This is a genomic window from Enterobacter sp. MGH85 (genome assembly GCF_001037655.1).
Taxonomy (GTDB): domain Bacteria; phylum Pseudomonadota; class Gammaproteobacteria; order Enterobacterales; family Enterobacteriaceae; genus Enterobacter; species Enterobacter intestinihominis.
The window spans coordinates 600,606-619,325 of record NZ_KQ089925.1 but is presented as its reverse complement, the minus strand read 5'-3'; the positions used below and the strand labels follow the sequence as shown (position 1 = coordinate 619,325).

The following is an 18,720-nucleotide window of genomic DNA, read 5'->3' as shown; positions in this document are numbered from 1 at the left end:
AGCGCCACCCGACAATAAAAAACCCGCCTCGGCGGGTTTTTTTACGTCTGTATGTCTTCAATTCACTAACGGGATGCGTCGATAAAGCTCAATCATATCGCCCGCCAGATCCTGAATGACCATCGCGTTCATCAGGTGATCCTGAGAGTGAACGGTGATCAGGTTAACCGGAAGTTTCCCGGTCCCTTCGTCAAGACCGATGAGCTGCGTCTGGATCGTATGCGCATGTTTCACATATTCACGCGACTCTTCCATCGCTTTCTTGGCTTCGTCAAAGTCACCTTTTCGCGCCATCTGCAACGCTGTCAGGGCCGCACTGCGCGCCGCACCTGCATTGACCAGTAGCTCCATGATTGTGGTTTCTAAGTCTTCCATTATGACTCCAGCAGCTTGAGCGCTTTTTCCAGTACGGCATCACCTTTCATCATGCCGTAATCCATCATGTCGATAACCGCGACCTTTTTTCCGAGCGGATCGGCCTGCGCCTGGAGTTTTGCCTGTTCGTATTTAACCTGTGGCCCCAGTAATACGATATCAGCCGTCGCGATGTTATCTTTAAACTCCGCGACCGGAACGGCTTTAATGGTTACTTCGACTCCTTTTTTCTGCGCGGCATCTTTCATACGTTGAACCAGCATGCTGGTTGACATTCCCGCTGCACAGCATAAAACGATGTTCTTCATAGTCAGCCTCGATCTACATGTGTTTATTGATAATTATCCCGCGCAGACCGCTTCAACAACCGCTTTACCGCGATTGTGTGTCAGGCATCACAAAGAAATCGGCATTTTTCTGAAACCGGTTACAATTTTATACATGAAAGCATTCTGCCCGTCTTAACGGGCGGAATTTCAGGAAGGGTATTATCGGCTAGCCGTGCTTACGATGCGGTTTTTACCCTGTTGTTTAGCGGTATACAGCGCTTCATCTACGTTGCCGATAAATTGTTCCAGCGGTTCGAAGTGCCACTCTCCCACCCCCGCGCTGAAGGTTACTCGCAGGTTCTCTTCCCGCCAGGTCCGTTTTTCCACGGCGGTGCGCCAGGCTTCCAGTAGCGCGTGCGCGGAGTTCATCAGCTCGGCCGGGAAAATCACCCCGAACTCTTCCCCACCGTAGCGGTAAACGGAAACGTGGTGCGGCTGCATGATCTGAATACCTTCGCGCGCCACGCTGCGCAGAACAATATCCCCGCTCAGGTGGCCCCAGGTGTCGTTAATAGATTTGAAGTTATCGATATCGACCAGCGCCAGAACGAAGGGTTGATGAGCGGTCAGCAGCTCATCCACATCGTTGTCGAAAGCACGGCGGTTCTTGCAGCCTGTCAGCGCATCATGGGTGGCCTGACGGACATAGGCCATCTCACGTTCCTTATTGGTTCGAATGGTATGGCTGAGCATCGCCTCAAGTCGTGGCGCCTGATTGACGTCTCCGGTTTTGATGGCGTTGATAATGTTCATCAGCACAGAACGCGAGGCATGGCGCAGGTAGAGCCCGAACAGAATGATGATGATTGCCGCCAGCGCAAATCCCCAGCCGACGACGGTGGTTTCATGCCGGGTGATGACGGAAAGCGTGGCATCGGAGACCCGATAAATCACAAACCAGTCCGGATTGGTGAAAGAGTAGTAGTAATACCAGGTTTTACTTTTGGGGTCGAAAAGATGCCCTTCGCCGCTGGTCATTTTGTCCATCAGCGCTTCGCTTACGTACTGCTTAAAGAGCGCCCCCGTGTCCGGATGCAGCACAACGGCGCCGTCACGTTCCACGACAAAAAACTCACCCTGAACCGGTGCCACCATCTGGCGCAAGGTATACCCCATGGAGGTTAAATCAAGATGGAAAGCGAGCGTGCCCTTCAGACGGCCTTCCGGTGAAATGACCGGTTTATAGAGGGTGACCGTAGGATGTTGGGTGAAATAGTCCAGATAGGGGCGGGTGTAGTGAGGAAAGTTGCTGGCTTCCGCTTGCCCGATAAACCATGGGCGTGTTCGTGCGTCGAACGACCTACTCTTCTCCGTTGGCAGTACTTCCGGCGCGCGCAGATGGTGCCCTTCGGTGTCCGCCAGAGAGATAGACGACACCGTCGGCATCAGGTTCTGCAAATGCATTAACATCTGCAAACCCTGTGCTGGATCGATATTTATCGTCTGATTCACTCTGTCGTCACGGGCGTAGTACATCGCAGCGCGACCAAGAATATAGTCGTTTTCTCGCAGAATGGATTCGGTATAGTTCACCGCCAGATTATGGGTGAAGTTACCATTAATTTTATGATAATCCTCAATAAAATCCTTCCGTTGTGAAAGGATGACCAGGATCGCGATTATCGCGAAACTGAACAGAATCCCCGCGAAGCTGACCATAATTGGTCGGGTGAAAGAGAGCTTTTTACTGTGGAGTGCCATGAGTTGTGCATCAATCCAGATGGTAGACGCGTTGCGTCTGTCGATATCCTCAGCATAGTCGCTGTCAGATTGCTGGTAGTAAATTATACAGAAAGCGATTTCCGACGGGTTGATTTATCTTAAGAGTAGATAAGAAACGACGTATTTATTTTATCAATTGAAATTTTGTTTAAGGGGCGGAGGGCAGGGCGAAACGAGGAAGAAGCATTTTCACCCTGGTCAGCGTCCGTTGCTGACGTGGTTAATCCTAATAAAACCGGGCAGATCTCCTCAATCGCCCGGCGTTGATCTTACGAGCCGTCTCTTAACCTTTCCGCGTTTTTGCAGGCGGTTTCAGCGCAAATGCGAAGCTCTTCCCAGCCAGCTGTCCCAGTCTTTCCACACGGGCTGTAGCCCCTGTGCAGTCAGGGCTTCCGCCACCGCGTCGGGCCGTCGTCCGTCGTGCGGTGCAAACTGTTCCAGTTCCGGGCGATCGTCCGCGTAACCGCCCGGCTGCGTTTTGGAAAAGGCGCTGACGTTGTTGATCGCCAGAGGGATCGCGCGGTCGCGAAACGCGGGGGATTCACGCGTGGAGAGCGACAATTCCACTTCCGGCGCGAACAGGCGAAATGCGCACAGGGTTTGCACCAGCTGGCGCTCATCCATCAGCGAGGCGGGTTCAATGCCTCCCGTACACGGACGCAGCCGTGGGAATGAGATGGAATAGCGGCTTTGCCAGTAGTACTGCTGTAGCCACAGCAGATGCTCTGCCACCATATAGCAATCAACCCGCCAGCTGTCGGACAGACCGATAAGCGCGCCCAGCCCAATTTTATCGATACCGGCGCGCCCCAGCCTGTCCGGCGTTTCCAGCCGGAAGATGAAATCCTGCTTCTTCCCTTTCAGGTGATGCCGGGCATAGGTCGCCTCGTGGTAGGTTTCCTGATAAACCATTACGCCGTCCAGCCCAAGGGTTTTCAGTTCCGCATATTCCTCTTGCGACAGAGGCTGCACTTCCATTTGCAATGAGGCAAATTCGCGGCGGATGGCCGGAAGATGCTGGCGAAAATAGTCCATCCCCACTTTGCCCTGATGTTCACCCGTCACCAGTAAGAGATGTTCAAAACCCATCTCACGAATAGCCGCACACTCGCGGGCGATCTCATGCTCATCCAGCGTTTTACGCTTAATGCGGTTGCTCATTGAGAAGCCACAGTAGGTGCAGTCGTTGGCGCACAGATTAGAGAGATAAAGCGGCACGTAAAAGCTCACCGTGTTGCCAAAGCGCTGGCGGGTGAGGCGTTGCGCGCGCTGCGCCATCGGTTCAAGGTATGCGCTGGCAGCCGGAGAAAGCAGGGCCATCAAATCCTCGCGGGTCACATGCCGGGCTGTTAATGCCCGCTCTACGTCCGCAGAGGTTTTACTGTTGATGCGTAAGGCAATATCGTCCCAGTTAAGCTGACGCCAGCGATCGGTAAAGGTAGCCATCAGAGTGCCTCCAGAAAACCGGTCAGCGGGCTGGTGGCCTGCGCCTGAAAGCTGCGCGAGCCGGGGCCGGACTGTCGTGCCAGCAGACCGGACTCCACGGCAAGGCGGAACGCACGCGCCATCATCACCGGGTCGTCGGCCACCGCAATCGCGGTATTGACCAGCACCGCATCGGCCCCCATCTCCAGCGCCTGCGCGGCGTGACTGGGTACGCCGATGCCCGCATCCACCACCACGGGCACGGTCGCCTGCTCGATGATGATCTCCAGCATCGCGCGGGTCTCCAGTCCCTGGTTGGAGCCAATGGGCGCCCCTAACGGCATCACGGCCGCGCAGCCGACCTCTTCCAGACGCTTACACAGCACGGGATCGGCACCACAGTAGGGCAGAACGGTGAATCCCTGCTGCACCAGCGTCTCTGCCGCTTTCAGGGTTTCGATCGGATCGGGCAACAGCCAGCGGGCGTCCGGGTGAATTTCCAGCTTCAGCCAGCAGGTGCCGAGCGCTTCCCGGGCCAGATGCGCAGCGAAAATTGCTTCCTCGGCCGTTTTCGCACCGGAGGTATTGGGTAAGAGCGTCACGCCTGCCTCCAGTAACGGCGCAAGTATGGCATCGTTGTGCTGACGCAGATCCACGCGCTTCATCGCCAGCGTCACCAGCTGGCTGCCGCTTTCACGAATAGCATCCACCATTAGCTGCGGGGAGGCGAATTTTCCGGTTCCGGTAAACAGATGTGAATCAAAGACTTTGTCGGCAATACGTAACATCTCAGCCCCCAGCGATAACCTGAAACAGCAGGATCTGGTCGCCTTCATTGACCTGCTGATGTTCCCACCGCTCGCGCGGCAGGATCTGTTGATTGAGCGCCAGCGCCGTTCCCGGCTTCATCTGGCGCAGCGTGTCGAGCAGGGCGGCAACGGTGAGATCGTCGTCGCACGTCATCGGCTCATCGTTAAACAGAATGCGCATCGCGGCCTCCGCATACCGGGCAGCGGTTGGCGCGGTTTAACGCCAGATGGCGCCAGCCGCTGGAACGGGCGTCGAACAGCCGGAGCGTGTTGCGCTCTGTTTCCATGCCGCTGAGCAACTTGATGGCTTCCAGCGCCTGAAGGGTACCCATCACGCCCACCACCGGCCCAAGAATGCCAGCCGTGCGGCAGTTACGCTCCGGTTCAGCCTCGTCCGGCCACAGGCAGCGGTAGCAGCCCTGCGCCCACGGCGGCGTAAGCACCATTATCTGCCCGCCGAAACCGACCGCGCTGGCGGTGATCAGCGGCGTGTTCTGTGCAACACAGGCCGCATTAATGGCCTGACGCGTTGCCATATTGTCCGTGCAGTCCAGCACCACGTCGGCAAGGGCAACTTCGCGTTGCAGATCTTCTCCGCTCAGCCGCGTCTGGAGCGCCACCAGTTCAATATCGGGGTTAAGCTGGTTCAGCCGCTTGCGCGTAACCTGTGCTTTAGGCTGGTTAACATCTTCTGTCGTGAAGAGGATTTGCCGTTGCAGGTTGCTGAGGTGTACCTCATCGTCATCGGCCAGTACCAGCGTTCCCGCGCCCGCCCCGGCCAGATACAGCGCGGCGGGCGCGCCCAAGCCACCCAAACCGACAATCAGTACCCGGCTGGCGAGCAGCTTTTGCTGCCCGTCAATGGCGATATCCTCCAGCAGGATCTGGCGGCTGTAGCGCATAAAATCACGATCTTTCATCGCCTGCTCCTGCCAGTTGTAAAAGCCGTGCGGTGGCGGTCTGCCAGTCTGCGGCCTGGGTGATAGCGCTGACGACGGCGATACTGCCGACGCCGGTTTCCAGCACGGCGGGCGCACGATCAAGGCTGATCCCGCCGATGGCGACGGTGGGGTAATCGGCAAGGCGCTTAACGTGGGCTGCCAGCTGAGCCAAACCCTGTGGGGCAGACGGCATCTGTTTGGTTTGCGTCGGGAAAACGTGGCCGAGGGCGATGTAGGAGGGGCGGGCCGCCAGCGCCACGTCGATCTCCATATCATCGTGGGTGGAAACGCCCAGCCGCAGACCGGCGTTACGGATTGCGTTGAGATCGGTCGTTTCCAGATCTTCCTGTCCCAGATGCACGCCATACGCCTGGTGTTTAACCGCCAGCCGCCAGTAGTCGTTGATAAACAGGCGGGCGTGGTAGCGACGTCCCAGCGCGATAGCGGCGGCCACGTCGGCCTCCACCTCTTCGTCGCGTTTATCCTTGATGCGCAGCTGGAGGGTGCGAACGCCTGCCTCCAGCAAGCGCTCTATCCACGCCACGCTGTCCACCACCGGGTAAAGCCCTAAGCGGAAGGGGACAGGTGGGAAATCGGGCTGGTACATTACGCCTCCTCCTTTTTGAGGTAGATTTCGCCGCCTTTGGCGCGGAAGGTTTCGGACATGTCTGCCATGCCGACTTCAATGGTCTGCGCGGCGGCGTAGTCGCGCACCTCCTGGCTGATTTTCATCGAGCAGAACTTCGGCCCACACATGGAGCAGAAGTGCGCGACTTTGCCCGATTCCTGCGGCAGGGTTTCGTCGTGGTAGGCGCGGGCGGTGAACGGATCCAGCGCCAGGTTGAACTGGTCTTCCCAGCGGAATTCAAAGCGCGCTTTGGACATGGCGTTGTCGCGAATTTGCGCGCCCGGATGGCCTTTCGCCAGATCCGCCGCGTGGGCGGCAATTTTGTAGGTGATCAGCCCCTGCTTCACGTCCTCTTTGTTTGGCAGCCCGAGGTGCTCTTTCGGCGTCACGTAGCAGAGCATGGCGCAGCCGAACCAGCCGATCATCGCCGCGCCGATCCCGGAAGTGAAGTGGTCATAGCCCGGCGCAATATCGGTGGTCAACGGCCCCAGGGTGTAGAACGGTGCTTCGTGGCAGTGCTCCAGCTCCTCGGTCATGTTGCGGCGGATCATCTGCATCGGCACATGGCCCGGGCCTTCAATCATCACCTGCACATCGTACTCCCAGGCGATTTTGGTCAGCTCGCCCAGCGTGTGCAGCTCGGCAAACTGCGCCTCGTCGTTCGCGTCACGGATGGAGCCAGGACGCAGGCCGTCGCCCAGAGACAGAGAAACGTCATAAGCGGCGCAGATCTCGCAGATTTCGCGGAAGTGCTCGTAGAGGAAGTTTTCCTGATGATGGGAAAGGCACCATTTCGCCATAATCGAACCGCCGCGAGAGACGATACCGGTCAGACGCTTCGCGGTCATCGGCACGTAGCGCAGCAGTACGCCCGCGTGAATGGTGAAGTAGTCCACGCCCTGTTCCGCCTGCTCCAGCAGCGTGTCGCGGAACGCTTCCCAGGTGAGGTTTTCGGCGATACCGTTTACTTTCTCCAGCGCCTGATAAATCGGGACGGTGCCAATCGGAACCGGGCTGTTACGCAGGATCCATTCGCGGGTTTCGTGAATGTAACGGCCGGTGGAGAGGTCCATCACCGTGTCCGCGCCCCAGCGCGTCGACCAGACCAGCTTTTCCACCTCTTCTTCGATGGAAGAGGTGACGGCAGAGTTGCCGATGTTGGCGTTGACCTTCACCAGAAAGTTGCGGCCGATAATCATCGGCTCGGATTCCGGGTGGTTGATGTTGGCGGGAATAATCGCGCGCCCGGCGGCTACTTCATCACGCACGAATTCCGGCGTGATGTTCTCCGGCAGGCGAGCGCCAAACCCTTCACCCGGATGCTGGTGGCGCAGCACTTCGCTGCGAATGCGCTCGCGGCCCATGTTTTCGCGGATGGCGATGAACTCCATCTCCGGCGTGACGATACCCTGTCGCGCGTAGTGCAGTTGGGTTACGCATTTGCCCGCTTTAGCGCGTTTCGGCGTCAGCAGGCCAGTAAAGCGCAGCTCGTCCAGACCGTCGTCGGCCAGGCGCGCGTTGGTGTACGCCGAGCTGCGCACGCTCAGTTCTTCGCAGTCGTTACGGGCGTCAATCCACGGCTGGCGAAGCTTTGCCAGACCCTGCTGCACGTTGATAGCAACATCAGGATCGCCGTACGGGCCGGAGGTGTCATACACCGGCACGGCTTCGTTGTCTTCAAATTGCGGGTGCTCTTTGCTGCCGCCGATAAGCGTCGGGCTGAGCTGGATTTCGCGCATCGGCACGCGGATATCGGCCTGTGAACCGGTGATGTAGATGCGCGTTGAGTTCGGGAAAGCGGTGCCTTCCAGGGTGTCGATGAAGCGTTGTGCGTGTTCGCGCTGTTCGCGGCGGGTCAGTTTTGTTGTAGACATAGCTCATTCCAGATGTGAAGGACATGGCTTGTCAGACGACGGATGAAGCAAGAGAAGATCGCCCGAAGGCGATACAACAGCAGTGTGACTCTTGTTCCCTTCGCAGGTATTAACCTGATCAGGTTCCGCGGATCCCGAATTAACGGTCTCAGCCCGTGCTTTCACACTGGGCACTCCGACAAGAAAAATCCCCCTCCGCAGAGGGGCGAATGGTTGTAAATTACTCGTTAACGATTAAGAACTCAAGCAGGGCGCGCAACGTTATCGCTGGTGCTGATAGTCAGGTTGTTGTCCAGCACGAGGGCGATGAGCTTGTCTTCCAGCGTGAATCGCTCTTCCAGTGCTTCGCCAAGGTCGGAAAGCGCCTGCTGAAACTCAAGATAGTTATCGTGATCGATAGCGTTCTCAAGCGTGGAATCGTAGTAGTCCATGATCTGCTGGGTGTTGGCTTCAAGCAACGGACAGAGTTTACTGGCCGCTAAATACGGCGTTGTCCCTTCCATTTCGCGGATAATGCGTTCATAAAGGTTGAAATGGCCGTCGGAGAGGTAGTCGACCAGGCTCTGACAAAAGTCGTCCAGCGCTTTTTCATTGAGTCGCATAAAGGATTCTTTGCCAGGCTTAAGACCAACCAGATTGTAATACGCCACAAGGAGATGCTTGCGCACATGTAGCCAGCGATCCACCAGGGTGTTACTTCCTCCAACGCGCTCAGTCAGGCTTTCCAGCTGGTTTAACATGGTCGACTCCATAAGGTTTAAAATGGGATCTGCTTATCCAAAATGTAACCACAATGCTAACAACATGTCAGTGAAGCGAAGGTAGTGCAATAGATATGGATCGTATTATTGAAAAATCAGATCTGGGTTGGTGGATCGTCAGCCACGAACAAAAATTATGGCTGCCCTCAGGAGAGTTGCCCTACGGTGCCGCGGAAACGTTCGATCTGGTGGGCCAGTCCGCGCTGAAGATCGGCGAGTGGCAGGGCGATCCCGTGTGGTTGATCCAACAGGCGCGCCGTCAGGATATGGGATCCGTACGTCAGGTGCTGGATCTGGACGTCGGCCTGTTCCAGCTGGCGGGGCGCGGCGTACAGCTGGCGGAGTTTTACCGCTCGCACAAATACTGCGGTTACTGCGGCCACACCATGCACCCGAGCAAAACCGAATGGGCGCTGCTCTGCGGCCACTGCCGTGAACGTTACTACCCGCAAATCGCACCGTGCATCATTGTCGCCATCCGCCGTGATGATTCCATCCTGCTGGCGCAGCATACCCGCCATCGCAACGGCATTCACACCGTCCTCGCCGGGTTCGTGGAAGTCGGCGAAACGCTGGAACAGGCGGTGGCGCGCGAGGTGATGGAGGAGAGCGGCATTAAGGTGAAAAACCTGCGCTATGTGACGTCGCAGCCGTGGCCGTTCCCGATGTCCCTGATGACCGCGTTTATGGCGGAATACGACAGCGGCGAGATTGTTATCGATCAGAAAGAGCTGCTGGAGGCGAACTGGTATCGCTACGACGATTTACCGCTGCTGCCCCCGCCGGGAACGGTGGCGCGTCGCCTGATAGAAGATACCGTGGCAATGTGTCGGGCCGAGTATGAGTAGTGTTACACTGACGGACTGACGCAATAAGGAACTGCAAAATGACCGAACTGAAGAACGATCGTTATCTGCGTGCGCTGCTGCGCCAGCCCGTTGATGTCACCCCGGTGTGGATGATGCGCCAGGCGGGACGCTATCTGCCAGAGTACAAAGCCACGCGTGCGCAGGCGGGCGATTTTATGTCGCTGTGCAAAAACGCCGAACTGGCCTGTGAGGTGACGCTCCAGCCGCTGCGCCGCTTCCCCCTCGATGCCGCCATTCTTTTTTCGGACATTCTTACCATTCCGGACGCGATGGGCCTTGGGCTCTATTTCGAAACCGGCGAGGGGCCGCGTTTTACCTCACCGATCAAAAGCAAAGCCGACGTTGATAAGCTGCCGATCCCCGATCCGGAAGGCGAGCTGGGCTATGTGATGAACGCCGTGCGCACCATCCGCCGCGAGCTCAAAGGCGACGTGCCGCTGATTGGCTTCTCCGGTAGTCCGTGGACGCTGGCAACCTACATGGTGGAAGGTGGCAGCAGCAAAGCCTTTACCGTCATCAAAAAGATGATGTACGCAGAGCCGCAGGCCCTGCATGCCCTGCTCGACAAGCTGGCGAAGAGCGTCACGCTCTATCTCAACGCGCAGATTAAAGCGGGCGCGCAGTCGGTGATGATTTTCGACACCTGGGGCGGCGTGCTGACCGGGCGTGATTATCAGCAGTTCTCCCTGTACTACATGCACAAAATTGTCGATGGTCTGCTGCGTGAAAACGAAGGCCGTCGCGTGCCGGTAACGCTGTTTACGAAAGGCGGCGGTCAGTGGCTGGAAGCGATGGCGGCCACCGGCTGTGATGCGCTGGGCCTCGACTGGACCACTGATATTGCCGATGCGCGTCGTCGTGTGGGGGATAAAGTGGCGCTCCAGGGCAACATGGACCCGTCCATGCTCTATGCGCAGCCTGCCCGTATCGAAGAAGAAGTGTCGACTATACTGTCTGGTTTCGGCCAGGGTGAAGGCCACGTCTTCAACCTCGGTCACGGTATTCATCAGGATGTACCGCCAGAACACGCTGGCGTATTTGTGGAGGCGGTGCATCGGCTTTCTGCCCAGTATCACAAGTAAGGAGTGGTTATGGATCTCGCGTCGCTACGCGCTCAGCAAATCGAACTGGCTTCATCGGTGATCCGCGAGGATCGTCTGGATACGGACCCTCCGCGGTACATTGGCGGGGCGGACGTCGGGTTTGAGCAGGGCGGTGAAGTGACGCGAGCGGCGATGGTGGTGCTGAAATACCCGTCGCTGGAGCTGGTGGAGTACAAGGTGGCGCGTATCGCCACCACCATGCCCTATATCCCCGGCTTTCTCTCCTTCCGCGAATATCCCGCGCTGCTGGCCGCGTGGGAGCAACTCTCGCAAAAACCCGATCTGCTGTTTGTTGATGGGCACGGTATCTCCCATCCGCGTCGCTTAGGCGTCGCCAGCCACTTTGGTCTGCTGGTAGACGTGCCGACCATCGGCGTGGCGAAAAAACGCCTGTGCGGTGCGTTTGAGCCGCTCTCTGCCGAACCGGGTGCGCTGGCGCCGCTTATCCATAAAGGCGAGCAGCTGGCGTGGGTCTGGCGCAGTAAAGCGCGCTGTAATCCGCTGTTTATTGCCACCGGGCATCGGGTGAGCATGGACAGCGCGCTGGCGTGGGTGCAGCGCTGTATGAAGGGCTACCGCTTACCTGAGCCTACCCGCTGGGCTGACGCCGTTGCCTCTTCACGTCCGGCATTCATTCGTTGGCAGGAAATTCAGCCGTGATTCAGGTAAACTGCGGCTAATTTTCGATTCGAGACATCATCATGTTACAAAACCCGATTCATCTGCGCCTTGAGAAGCTGGAAAGCTGGCAGCACGTGACGTTTATGGCTTGCCTGTGCGAGCGCATGTACCCCAACTATGCCGCGTTCTGTAAGCAAACGGAGTTTGGCGAAGGCCAGATTTATCGACGTATCCTGGATTTGATCTGGGAGACGCTGACGGTCAAAGACGCAAAGGTAAACTTCGACTCTCAGCTTGAAAAGCTGGAAGAGGCAATTCCGGCGGCGGACGATTACGACCTGTATGGCGTCTACCCGGCTATCGATGCCTGTGTGGCGTTGAGCGAGCTGATCCACTCCCGTCTGAGCGGTGAAACCCTGGAGCACGCCATTGAAGTCAGTAAGGCATCCATCACCACCGTCGCGATGCTGGAAATGACCCAGGAAGGCCGTGAAATGACCGACGAAGAGCTGCGTGCTAACCCGGCGGTTGAACAGGAATGGGATATTCAGTGGGAAATTTTCCGTCTGCTGGCGGAGTGTGAAGAACGTGATATTGAGCTGATCAAAGGGCTTCGCGCGGACCTGCGCGAGGCCGGCGAGAGCAATATTGGTATAATTTTTAACCAATGAGACAACAAAACGTGATTTAACGCCTGTTTTGTCACTCCTCGACTCTTCCCTTTCGCCCCCCGTCTGGTCTACATTTGGGGGGCGAAAAAAAGTGGCTATCGGTGCGTGTATGCAGGAGAGTGCTTTTTTGGCATTTTCGTCGCACTCGATGCTTAGCAAGCGATAAACACATTGAAAGGATAACTTATGAACAAGACTCAACTGATTGATGTAATTGCGGACAAGGCTGATCTGTCTAAAGTGCAGGCTAAAGCTGCTCTGGAATCTACCCTGGCTGCTATTACTGAGTCTCTGAAAGAAGGCGATGCTGTACAACTGGTTGGTTTCGGTACCTTCAAAGTGAACCACCGCGCTGAGCGTACTGGCCGCAACCCGCAGACCGGTAAAGAAATCAAAATCGCCGCAGCTAACGTGCCGGCATTTGTTTCTGGTAAAGCACTGAAAGACGCAGTTAAGTAAGACGCGTGGCAGTGAACAGTTTTAACGAAGGGGCGGCAACGCCCCTTTTGTCATTCTGGCGTGGACCGCTCGCGCTGGCAGGCGTACTGTTGCTGTCTGCCTGTAGTCATGATTCCTCACTCCCCCCGTTTACCGCCAGCGGCTACGCTGACAACCAAGGTGCGGTCAGGATCTGGCGCAAAGATTCCAGCGATGAAGTGCATATGCTTACCGCGTTCAGTCCGTGGCATAACGGCAATACCTCGACCGCAGAATACCGCTGGCAGGGCGATGCGCTGTCGCTCATTGAACTGAATATCTACAGTAAGACTCCCGAACACGTGAAGGTGCGTTTTGACGACCACGGCGAGCTGAGCTTTATGCAGCATGAGGTCAGTGGACTGAAACAGCAGCTTTCCAGCGATCAGGTCGCGCTCTACCGCTACCGTGCTGAACAACTTCGCCAGACCAGCGATGCGCTGCGTCAGGGCCGCGTGGTGCTGCGCCAGGGGCGCTGGCATGCCGACGGCACGGTGACCACCTGCGAAGGGCAGACAGTGAAACCTGAGCTTGAATCCTGGGCAACCGAACACATTCAGCGTCGTCAGCGGCATTCATCTGTGGAGGTGAGTGTGGCATGGCTGGAAGCGCCGGAAGGCTCTCAGCTGTTGCTGGTGGCGAACGAAGATTTCTGCACCTGGCAGCCGACAGAAAAGAGTTTTTGATTTAAGTCCCCTCTCCCTTGAGGGAGAGGGTTAGGGTGAGGGGGAAATTACTCCCCCTGCTCCCGCGCAATGGCACGATAGCCGATATCCTGGCGGCTGAAGCTGCCGTTCCAGTGAATATCCGCCATCAACGCATAGGCGCGCTTCTGCGCCTCTGCCACGGTATGACCCAGCGCGGTCGCACACAGCACGCGTCCACCATTAGTGAGCACGCGGTCATCGTCAGAGAGCTTTGTACCGGCGTGGAACACCTTCGCACCGTCAATCTCTTCCAGCGGCAGGCCGTGGATCTCATCCCCGGTGTTGTAGCTACCCGGATAGCCACCCGCAGCAATCACCACACCTAAAGAGGCACGCTCGTCCCACTCGGAAGTTTTCTCATTCAGCTTGCCTTCGCACGCCGCCAGACACAGATCAACCAGATCGGACTTCATGCGCAGCATGATCGGCTGAGTTTCCGGATCGCCGAAGCGGCAGTTGAATTCAATCACCTTCGGGTTACCCTGCTTGTCGATCATCAGGCCTGCGTAGAGGAAACCGGTGTAGGTATTGCCTTCCGCCGCCATCCCTTTTACGGTTGGCCAGATGATGCGGTCCATGGTGCGCTGGTGTACTTCGTCAGTGACCACCGGAGCAGGGGAGTAAGCACCCATCCCGCCGGTGTTTGGACCCGTGTCGGCATTGCCTACGCGCTTGTGATCCTGGCTGGTGGCCATCGGCAGGACGTGCTCGCCGTCAACCATCACGATAAAGCTCGCTTCTTCGCCGTCGAGGAACTCTTCAATCACGATGCGGTGGCCCGCATCGCCAAAGGCGTTACCCGCCAGCATATCCTGCACAGCGGCTTCCGCTTCTTCAAGGGTCATCGCCACGATAACGCCTTTCCCGGCAGCCAGACCGTCGGCTTTAATCACAATCGGCGCGCCTTTTTCACGCAGGTAAGCCAGAGCAGGCTCAACCTCGGTGAAGTTCTGATATTCCGCCGTCGGGATGTTATGACGCGCGAGGAAATCTTTGGTGAAGGCTTTTGAACCTTCCAGCTGTGCGGCACCTTCCGTTGGGCCGAAAATTTTCAGGCCCGCGGCGCGGAAGGCATCTACAACGCCGATCACCAGCGGCGCTTCCGGGCCCACAATCGTCAGATCGATATTCTCGTTCCGGGCAAAGCTCAGCAGCGCCGGGATATCGGTTACGCCGATGGCGACGTTCTGTAGCGCGGGCTCCAGTGCGGTACCGGCGTTACCCGGTGCCACAAAGACGGTTTCAACCTGCGGAGACTGCGCTGCTTTCCACGCCAAAGCGTGCTCGCGCCCGCCATTACCAATCACTAATACTTTCATTTTCTGCTCCGGAAATTAATGGCGGAAGTGGCGCATGTCGGTAAAGATCATTGCGATGCCGTGTTCGTCGGCAGCGGCAATCACTTCGTCATCACGGATTGAACCGCCAGGCTGGATCACACAGGTGATGCCCACAGCAGCGGCCGCATCGATACCGTCGCGGAACGGGAAGAAGGCGTCAGAGGCCATGGCGGAACCTTTGACTTCCAGACCTTCGTCACCTGCTTTAATACCCGCGATTTTCGCAGAGTAAACGCGGCTCATCTGGCCTGCGCCTATCCCGATGGTCATGTTCTCTTTGGCGTAAACAATGGCGTTAGACTTCACGAACTTCGCCACTTTCCAGCAGAACAGCGCGTCGCGCAGCTCCTGTTCGGTCGGCTGACGTTTGGTGACCACGCGCAGGTCGGCTTCTGTCACCATACCCAAATCGCGATCCTGAACCAGCAGACCGCCGTTCACGCGCTTGAAGTCCAGGCCCGGCACGCGCTCTGCCCACTGGCCGCAAACCAGCACGCGCACGTTCTGTTTCGCCGCGGTGATTTTCAGCGCTTCTTCGGATGCGGATGGCGCGATGATCACTTCGACAAACTGACGGGAGATGATGGCCTGCGCGGTTTCCGCATCCAGCTCGCGGTTGAAGGCGATAATGCCGCCGAACGCGGAGGTCGGGTCGGTTTTGTAGGCGCGATCGTAGGCATCCATAATGGAGGTGCTTACTGCGACGCCGCATGGGTTGGCGTGTTTGACGATAACGCAGGCCGGCTCGCTGAACTCTTTCACGCATTCCAGCGCGGCGTCGGTATCGGCAATGTTGTTATAAGAGAGGGCTTTGCCCTGTACCTGCTGAGCAGTCGCAACAGAGGCTTCTTTCACCTCTTCTTCTATATAGAAGGCTGCCTGCTGGTGGCTGTTCTCGCCGTAGCGCATATCCTGCTTCTTAATGAAGTTCAGGTTCAGGGTGCGCGGGAAGCGACCAGATGGATCTTTGCTTTCACCGTGGTAGGCAGGAACCAGGCTACCGAAGTAGTTGGCGATCATGCTGTCGTACGCGGCGGTGTGTTCGAAGGCTTTGATGGCGAGGTCGAAACGCGTATCAAGCGTCAGGGACCCTTCGTTGGCGTCCATCTCATTAATAATGGCGCTGTAGTCGCTGCTCTTCACTACGATGGCCACATCTTTATGGTTCTTGGCTGCGGAGCGCACCATGGTCGGGCCGCCGATATCAATGTTCTCTACGGCATCTTCCAGAGAACAGCCTTCGCGGGCGACGGTCTGGGCGAAGGGATAGAGGTTAACGACAACCATGTCGATGGGGGCAATATTGTGCTGCTCCATAATGCCGTCGTCCTGACCGCGACGACCCAGAATGCCGCCGTGCACTTTCGGGTGCAGGGTTTTGACGCGTCCATCCATCATTTCCGGGAAACCGGTGTAGTCGGACACTTCGGTTACCGGCAGACCTTTCTCTGCTAACAGGCGAGCGGTACCGCCTGTAGAAAGCAGCTCCACACCGCGTGCGGAAAGTGCCTGAGCGAATTCGACGATACCGGCTTTATCAGAAACACTGAGCAGAGCGCGGCGGACTGGACGACGTTGTTGCATGGTAAATCCCCTGGATTTCACGATTACAGAGAGCGTTAGATGAATTTTCCAGCGAAAAACTCATCTAACACACCTGACGAGGCCTCCTTGTTAAGCGCGAGCATTTTAACGAAAACGTTTGCGCAACGCTCGCATATTTTCACTTTTTCGAAGCGCTGTGGATAACTCTGTGTATAAAAGGGTATAAGGCGGGGTTTTGCTGGGGAATGCAGCAGTCAGTCATTTTTCTGTCATTTAGCGGTTGCGGCCTGCGGAGAACTCCCTATAATGCGCCTCCATCGACACGGCGGATGTGAATCACTTCACAGACTACCCGGTCGGTTGAAGAGAAAAATCCTGAAATAACGGGTTGACTCTGAAAGAGGAAAGCGTAATATACGCCACCTCGCAACGGTGAGCGAAAGCCGCGTTGCACTGCTCTTTAACAATTTATCAGACAATCTGTGTGGGCACTCAAAGTGACATGGATTCTTAACGTCCTCGGACGAAAAATGAATACCAAGTCTCTGAGTGAACACGTAATTCATTACGAAGTTTAATTCACGAGCATCAAACTTAAATTGAAGAGTTTGATCATGGCTCAGATTGAACGCTGGCGGCAGGCCTAACACATGCAAGTCGAACGGTAACAGGAAGCAGCTTGCTGCTTCGCTGACGAGTGGCGGACGGGTGAGTAATGTCTGGGAAACTGCCTGATGGAGGGGGATAACTACTGGAAACGGTAGCTAATACCGCATAACGTCGCAAGACCAAAGAGGGGGACCTTCGGGCCTCTTGCCATCGGATGTGCCCAGATGGGATTAGCTAGTAGGTGGGGTAACGGCTCACCTAGGCGACGATCCCTAGCTGGTCTGAGAGGATGACCAGCCACACTGGAACTGAGACACGGTCCAGACTCCTACGGGAGGCAGCAGTGGGGAATATTGCACAATGGGCGCAAGCCTGATGCAGCCATGCCGCGTGTATGAAGAAGGCCTTCGGGTTGTAAAGTACTTTCAGCGGGGAGGAAGGCGACAGGGTTAATAACCCTGTCGATTGACGTTACCCGCAGAAGAAGCACCGGCTAACTCCGTGCCAGCAGCCGCGGTAATACGGAGGGTGCAAGCGTTAATCGGAATTACTGGGCGTAAAGCGCACGCAGGCGGTCTGTCAAGTCGGATGTGAAATCCCCGGGCTCAACCTGGGAACTGCATTCGAAACTGGCAGGCTAGAGTCTTGTAGAGGGGGGTAGAATTCCAGGTGTAGCGGTGAAATGCGTAGAGATCTGGAGGAATACCGGTGGCGAAGGCGGCCCCCTGGACAAAGACTGACGCTCAGGTGCGAAAGCGTGGGGAGCAAACAGGATTAGATACCCTGGTAGTCCACGCCGTAAACGATGTCGACTTGGAGGTTGTGCCCTTGAGGCGTGGCTTCCGGAGCTAACGCGTTAAGTCGACCGCCTGGGGAGTACGGCCGCAAGGTTAAAACTCAAATGAATTGACGGGGGCCCGCACAAGCGGTGGAGCATGTGGTTTAATTCGATGCAACGCGAAGAACCTTACCTACTCTTGACATCCAGAGAACTTAGCAGAGATGCTTTGGTGCCTTCGGGAACTCTGAGACAGGTGCTGCATGGCTGTCGTCAGCTCGTGTTGTGAAATGTTGGGTTAAGTCCCGCAACGAGCGCAACCCTTATCCTTTGTTGCCAGCGGTCCGGCCGGGAACTCAAAGGAGACTGCCAGTGATAAACTGGAGGAAGGTGGGGATGACGTCAAGTCATCATGGCCCTTACGAGTAGGGCTACACACGTGCTACAATGGCGCATACAAAGAGAAGCGACCTCGCGAGAGCAAGCGGACCTCATAAAGTGCGTCGTAGTCCGGATTGGAGTCTGCAACTCGACTCCATGAAGTCGGAATCGCTAGTAATCGTGGATCAGAATGCCACGGTGAATACGTTCCCGGGCCTTGTACACACCGCCCGTCACACCATGGGAGTGGGTTGCAAAAGAAGTAGGTAGCTTAACCTTCGGGAGGGCGCTTACCACTTTGTGATTCATGACTGGGGTGAAGTCGTAACAAGGTAACCGTAGGGGAACCTGCGGTTGGATCACCTCCTTACCTTAAAGAACCTGCCTTTGTAGTGTCCACACAGATTGTCTGATGAATGATGAACTTCTGAATGTACTTTCGAGTGCATTAAGAAGTTTTGCTCTTTAAAAATCTGGATCAAGCTGAAAATTGAAACGACACATCTTTAATGGTGTGTTCGAGTCTCTCAAATTTTCGCAATCAGAAGTGAAACATCTTCGGGTTGTGAGGTTAAGCGACTAAGCGTACACGGTGGATGCCCTGGCAGTCAGAGGCGATGAAGGACGTGCTAATCTGCGAAAAGCGCCGGCGAGGTGATATGAACCTTTGACCCGGCGATGTCCGAATGGGGAAACCCAGTGCAATCCGTTGCACTATCGTTAACTGAATACATAGGTTAACGAGGCGAACCGGG

At 56.5% G+C, this 18,720-nt stretch carries 18 protein-coding genes, 2 rRNA genes and 1 riboswitch (1 of these 21 cut by a window edge); of the genes, 8 read left to right on the top strand and 12 right to left on the bottom strand.

The genetic code is table 11. The annotated features are described in order from the left end of the window. Nucleotides 1–57: 57 nt before the first annotated feature. From SK51_RS02840 to SK51_RS02795, 10 genes are all read right to left on the bottom strand, one after another. Nucleotides 58–375 carry a PTS lactose/cellobiose transporter subunit IIA gene (locus tag SK51_RS02840; protein WP_032676715.1) on the bottom strand — a complete coding sequence of 106 codons (318 nt, stop codon included), beginning with the start codon at nt 373–375 and terminating at the stop codon, nt 58–60. Next, nucleotides 375–683, bottom strand: a complete 309-nt coding sequence (locus SK51_RS02835; protein WP_010425948.1) for a PTS sugar transporter subunit IIB — start codon at nt 681–683, stop codon at nt 375–377. The genes SK51_RS02840 and SK51_RS02835 overlap by 1 nt, the downstream gene beginning before the upstream one ends. A 180-nt stretch (nt 684–863) precedes the next feature. Next, on the bottom strand, nt 864–2,405 hold the full coding sequence (locus SK51_RS02830) for a sensor domain-containing diguanylate cyclase (RefSeq protein ID WP_023305243.1): 1,542 nt from the start codon (nt 2,403–2,405) through the stop codon (nt 864–866). 333 nt (nt 2,406–2,738) lie between these two features. Beyond that, the gene (thiH, locus tag SK51_RS02825) at nt 2,739–3,872 is read right to left on the bottom strand and encodes a 2-iminoacetate synthase ThiH (RefSeq protein ID WP_022646704.1); all 1,134 of its coding nucleotides are present in this window, start codon (nt 3,870–3,872) and stop codon (nt 2,739–2,741) included. Next, the gene (gene thiG, locus SK51_RS02820; protein ID WP_023299071.1) at nt 3,872–4,639 is read right to left on the bottom strand and encodes a thiazole synthase; all 768 of its coding nucleotides are present in this window, start codon (nt 4,637–4,639) and stop codon (nt 3,872–3,874) included. Before thiG ends, thiH begins: the two co-directional genes overlap by 1 nt. Before the next feature lies 1 nt (nt 4,640). Further along, nucleotides 4,641–4,841 (bottom strand): sulfur carrier protein ThiS, encoded by a 201-nt coding sequence (thiS, locus tag SK51_RS02815; RefSeq protein ID WP_023305244.1) that lies wholly within the window; start codon nt 4,839–4,841, stop codon nt 4,641–4,643. After that, complete coding sequence (gene thiF / locus SK51_RS02810; protein WP_023305245.1) at nt 4,825–5,580, bottom strand: thiazole biosynthesis adenylyltransferase ThiF; 756 nt, start codon at nt 5,578–5,580, stop codon at nt 4,825–4,827. The genes thiS and thiF overlap by 17 nt, the downstream gene beginning before the upstream one ends. Further along, nucleotides 5,567–6,208: a thiamine phosphate synthase gene (thiE, locus tag SK51_RS02805; protein WP_023305246.1), complete on the bottom strand. Its 642-nt coding sequence runs from the start codon at nt 6,206–6,208 to the stop codon at nt 5,567–5,569. The genes thiF and thiE overlap by 14 nt, the downstream gene beginning before the upstream one ends. Continuing rightward, nucleotides 6,208–8,103, bottom strand: coding sequence for a phosphomethylpyrimidine synthase ThiC (thiC, locus tag SK51_RS02800; protein ID WP_023299074.1), 1,896 nt, complete (start codon nt 8,101–8,103; stop codon nt 6,208–6,210). Before thiC ends, thiE begins: the two co-directional genes overlap by 1 nt. A 78-nt stretch (nt 8,104–8,181) precedes the next feature. Continuing rightward, a riboswitch (TPP riboswitch) is annotated at nt 8,182–8,291 on the bottom strand. Nucleotides 8,292–8,345: 54 nt separating this feature from the next. Beyond that, nucleotides 8,346–8,843 carry an Rsd/AlgQ family anti-sigma factor gene (locus SK51_RS02795; RefSeq protein WP_023299075.1) on the bottom strand — a complete coding sequence of 166 codons (498 nt, stop codon included), beginning with the start codon at nt 8,841–8,843 and terminating at the stop codon, nt 8,346–8,348. Nucleotides 8,844–8,938: 95 nt separating this feature from the next. Between SK51_RS02795 and nudC the strand changes: the two genes are divergently transcribed. From nudC to SK51_RS02765, 6 genes are all read left to right on the top strand, one after another. Next, nucleotides 8,939–9,712: an NAD(+) diphosphatase gene (gene nudC / locus SK51_RS02790; RefSeq protein WP_022646710.1), complete on the top strand. Its 774-nt coding sequence runs from the start codon at nt 8,939–8,941 to the stop codon at nt 9,710–9,712. 38 nt (nt 9,713–9,750) lie between these two features. Continuing rightward, nucleotides 9,751–10,815, top strand: a complete 1,065-nt coding sequence (gene hemE / locus SK51_RS02785) for a uroporphyrinogen decarboxylase (protein WP_023299076.1) — start codon at nt 9,751–9,753, stop codon at nt 10,813–10,815. Nucleotides 10,816–10,824: 9 nt separating this feature from the next. Beyond that, nucleotides 10,825–11,496 carry a deoxyribonuclease V gene (nfi, locus tag SK51_RS02780; RefSeq protein ID WP_003862312.1) on the top strand — a complete coding sequence of 224 codons (672 nt, stop codon included), beginning with the start codon at nt 10,825–10,827 and terminating at the stop codon, nt 11,494–11,496. Nucleotides 11,497–11,537: 41 nt separating this feature from the next. After that, nucleotides 11,538–12,128 (top strand): YjaG family protein, encoded by a 591-nt coding sequence (locus tag SK51_RS02775; RefSeq protein WP_022646712.1) that lies wholly within the window; start codon nt 11,538–11,540, stop codon nt 12,126–12,128. 186 nt (nt 12,129–12,314) lie between these two features. Further along, nucleotides 12,315–12,587, top strand: coding sequence for a nucleoid-associated protein HU-alpha (gene hupA, locus SK51_RS02770; RefSeq protein ID WP_002445246.1), 273 nt, complete (start codon nt 12,315–12,317; stop codon nt 12,585–12,587). 11 nt (nt 12,588–12,598) lie between these two features. Continuing rightward, nucleotides 12,599–13,291: a DUF1481 domain-containing protein gene (locus SK51_RS02765; protein WP_022646713.1), complete on the top strand. Its 693-nt coding sequence runs from the start codon at nt 12,599–12,601 to the stop codon at nt 13,289–13,291. A 47-nt stretch (nt 13,292–13,338) separates the two neighbouring features. Here the strand turns inward: SK51_RS02765 and purD are convergent, their stop codons facing one another. After that, a complete protein-coding gene (gene purD / locus SK51_RS02760) occupies nt 13,339–14,631 on the bottom strand; it encodes a phosphoribosylamine--glycine ligase (protein ID WP_022646714.1) in 1,293 nt (430 codons plus the stop codon). 15 nt (nt 14,632–14,646) lie between these two features. Then, nucleotides 14,647–16,236 carry a bifunctional phosphoribosylaminoimidazolecarboxamide formyltransferase/IMP cyclohydrolase gene (purH, locus tag SK51_RS02755; protein ID WP_023305249.1) on the bottom strand — a complete coding sequence of 530 codons (1,590 nt, stop codon included), beginning with the start codon at nt 16,234–16,236 and terminating at the stop codon, nt 14,647–14,649. Nucleotides 16,237–16,793: 557 nt separating this feature from the next. Between purH and SK51_RS02750 the strand changes: the two genes are divergently transcribed. Both SK51_RS02750 and SK51_RS25825 read left to right on the top strand, forming a co-directional pair. Beyond that, a 16S ribosomal RNA gene (locus SK51_RS02750) occupies nt 16,794–18,335 on the top strand. 199 nt (nt 18,336–18,534) lie between these two features. Then, nucleotides 18,535–18,720: ribosomal RNA gene (locus SK51_RS25825) — 23S ribosomal RNA — on the top strand; it runs 3,365 nt beyond the window's last position. Together the 16S and 23S rRNA genes form the textbook arrangement of a ribosomal RNA operon.

Excerpts from the sequence above, each read along its gene's own strand:
- SK51_RS02840 (WP_032676715.1), bottom strand. The coding sequence starts at position 375 with ATGGAAGACTTAGAAACCACAATCATGGAGCTACTGGTCAATGCAGGT.
- SK51_RS02835 (WP_010425948.1), bottom strand. The coding sequence starts at position 683 with ATGAAGAACATCGTTTTATGCTGTGCAGCGGGAATGTCAACCAGCATG.
- SK51_RS02830 (WP_023305243.1), bottom strand. The coding sequence starts at position 2,405 with ATGGCACTCCACAGTAAAAAGCTCTCTTTCACCCGACCAATTATGGTC.
- thiH (WP_022646704.1), bottom strand. The coding sequence starts at position 3,872 with ATGGCTACCTTTACCGATCGCTGGCGTCAGCTTAACTGGGACGATATT.
- thiG (WP_023299071.1), bottom strand. The coding sequence starts at position 4,639 with ATGTTACGTATTGCCGACAAAGTCTTTGATTCACATCTGTTTACCGGA.
- thiS (WP_023305244.1), bottom strand. The coding sequence starts at position 4,841 with ATGCGCATTCTGTTTAACGATGAGCCGATGACGTGCGACGACGATCTC.
- thiF (WP_023305245.1), bottom strand. The coding sequence starts at position 5,580 with ATGAAAGATCGTGATTTTATGCGCTACAGCCGCCAGATCCTGCTGGAG.
- thiE (WP_023305246.1), bottom strand. The coding sequence starts at position 6,208 with ATGTACCAGCCCGATTTCCCACCTGTCCCCTTCCGCTTAGGGCTTTAC.
- thiC (WP_023299074.1), bottom strand. The coding sequence starts at position 8,103 with ATGTCTACAACAAAACTGACCCGCCGCGAACAGCGCGAACACGCACAA.
- SK51_RS02795 (WP_023299075.1), bottom strand. The coding sequence starts at position 8,843 with ATGTTAAACCAGCTGGAAAGCCTGACTGAGCGCGTTGGAGGAAGTAAC.
- nudC (WP_022646710.1), top strand. The coding sequence starts at position 8,939 with ATGGATCGTATTATTGAAAAATCAGATCTGGGTTGGTGGATCGTCAGC.
- hemE (WP_023299076.1), top strand. The coding sequence starts at position 9,751 with ATGACCGAACTGAAGAACGATCGTTATCTGCGTGCGCTGCTGCGCCAG.
- nfi (WP_003862312.1), top strand. The coding sequence starts at position 10,825 with ATGGATCTCGCGTCGCTACGCGCTCAGCAAATCGAACTGGCTTCATCG.
- SK51_RS02775 (WP_022646712.1), top strand. The coding sequence starts at position 11,538 with ATGTTACAAAACCCGATTCATCTGCGCCTTGAGAAGCTGGAAAGCTGG.
- hupA (WP_002445246.1), top strand. The coding sequence starts at position 12,315 with ATGAACAAGACTCAACTGATTGATGTAATTGCGGACAAGGCTGATCTG.
- purD (WP_022646714.1), bottom strand. The coding sequence starts at position 14,631 with ATGAAAGTATTAGTGATTGGTAATGGCGGGCGCGAGCACGCTTTGGCG.
- purH (WP_023305249.1), bottom strand. The coding sequence starts at position 16,236 with ATGCAACAACGTCGTCCAGTCCGCCGCGCTCTGCTCAGTGTTTCTGAT.